Here is a 1094-nt window from a genome sequence, read left to right as displayed (position 1 = left end):
ATTCAATTGCATCACCTTCCCAGTCAAAGGAAAGGCGATCGCTGTTAGCTGTCAGAAGATGAGACCCCGTTGAAACCGGAAGTTGGCCGGAAAACACACCTTTGTCCCATAATGTGTACTGAGTGTGCCGGGTAACCGCCACATCAGAGGCAGCACCGTAGTTACGCGGAACAGGAGTATGCTGAGAAGGGGAGTTGCAGCCAGCCAGAAAAAGGGCGGCAAGACACCCCGCAGGTATAATACGGTTCATAATAATTCCTGAGCAGTTAAATCAGAATGGGATATACCGGTGCTCCGGTACAGACAGGATGATGTTTGTTTCCGGCTATACTTGCGTTACCGGAAATAAATGCCAGTGTGGCCAGGTAAATAGCCTCATAGTTTACTGAAGGTGATTATTCCTGATACTGGCTGGTTGATGTGTCGTCAGACATAAAACGAATATGAGCGTAATCTTTAACGCTCCGCGCCGAATCGATCCATGATGGATGACTCGACGATTTATGAATCGAACGTACCGGCGCTTGTCCCTGAAACAGTTCCCGGCCCTCGTCCGGATGACCTGCAATTCAGACAGGCACATGTGCCCGTACACTCTTGTATCTTACTGAGTATATCAGAATTTATGTAAATTCAAATATCCTCTATGCCTCTTTGTTGTATTTTCCGTCAAGTATGAGCCGGGTACCATCGTAATGCATGATCAGGGCATCAAGGTACGCCGGTTTGAATTTCTTGCCGAGCCTATCTCTGGCCAGAAATGATAAACAATGATTATGTGTCATTATTACTATGTTCCTTTTATGAGATTCTCTTGCGATTGATTCAAGCGTCTTATAAAGATCATTATTGCAGTCTGATAAACTGTCCATAACGACGGGGTCTTTACCGGAGAAGAATTTTGCAGTTTGTATGGTTCTTACCGCATTGCTGGAGTAAATATCATATTCACTGAAGATTGTTGCGAACTTAATACCTTCCTGCTGTGCTTTCTCTGTACCGGTAATAGTGATTCCGCTTTTATCCGAATAGCATGGCATATCTGAACGGTCGCAACGTTCTCCATGGCGGAAAAGGAAAATAACGGTGTTATC

The 1094-nt window shown here is 45.0% G+C and carries 1 protein-coding gene and 1 pseudogene; both read right to left on the bottom strand.

Annotated features, from left to right (window positions below; genetic code table 11):
• Positions 1-250, bottom strand: a pseudogene (traH, locus tag RTW80_RS25750) (IncI1-type conjugal transfer lipoprotein TraH); the annotation flags it as partial.
• A gap of 394 nt (positions 251-644) precedes the next feature.
• The coding region (locus RTW80_RS25745; RefSeq protein WP_312720891.1) for a lipopolysaccharide core heptose(II)-phosphate phosphatase at positions 645-1094 on the bottom strand (450 nt) is incomplete at its 5' end.

Source organism: Escherichia sp. AM3 (assembly GCF_032029835.1).
Lineage (GTDB): Bacteria > Pseudomonadota > Gammaproteobacteria > Enterobacterales > Enterobacteriaceae > Escherichia > Escherichia coli.
Note: the sequence above shows the minus strand (reverse complement) of the source record. Positions and strands in the feature narration are given on the sequence as shown.